This is a genomic window from Vibrio sp. 1978, from assembly GCF_033344345.1.
The window spans coordinates 1-851 of record NZ_JAWPOP010000269.1; the positions used below are offsets into that span (position 1 = coordinate 1).

1 protein-coding gene is annotated in these 851 nt (G+C 45.7%); it reads left to right on the forward strand.

Features of this window, described 5'->3' with window-relative positions:
* Positions 1 to 851: GGDEF domain-containing protein (locus R8N49_RS26010; RefSeq protein WP_318190313.1), on the forward strand; the 851-nt coding region annotated here is incomplete at both ends.

The following is an 851-nucleotide window of genomic DNA, read 5'->3' on the forward strand; positions in this document are numbered from 1 at the left end:
TAGTCACGATGTGACGGAGTGGCATAAGATTCAGCAAAACTTACGTGATGAAATGGAACGTCGTAAAGACACTGAAGTCGCCTTGGCTCAACGTGACACCGTTCTTCAAACAATCTTAGATGCAAGCCCTGACTCTATCGGTATTTTTAATGAGAACATGGTGTACCAAGCGTGCAATAAGCCATTTGTAAACGCTTTAGGTATATCTGAAGTTTCTGATTTGATTGGTAAGCGTCTTCAAGATGTCATTCCCGTTGAAATGTACACGCGGTTGGAAACTAGCGACCTACACGCTCTACGACAAGCGGAACCGGTAAGGTATATCGATAAGGTCGTGAGTAGTGATGGCCATATTACGTGGTTTGATGTGGTGAAATCGCCGTTTAAAGACAAGGCATCGGGTACGAATGGCGTTCTTATCATGGCGCGTGATATTTCAGAGCGTTATCTCGCCGAGCAAAAACTTGAACAAGCGAACCTTGAACTTGAGAAATTGAGCTTTATGGACAGCTTGACGCAAGTGGCGAATAGACGCCGATTTGATGAACGTCTTCATGTACTTTGGTATCACCACATTCGTGAAAAATTGCCAATGACTATCATGTTGTGCGACATCGACTTTTTCAAAGATTACAACGACTGTTACGGGCACCAACAAGGCGACGAGGCGTTGATTCGTGTCGCGGCGGTCTTCAAGCAAGTGGTCAACCGTTCTTCAGACTGCGTGGCTCGATACGGTGGTGAAGAATTTGGTTTTATCTTGCCAAACACGACAACAGAAGGCGCAGAGCAAGTCGCTCAACGCATTCATCAACAGATTAGACAGCTTGATATGGAGCACGGGAGTTCGG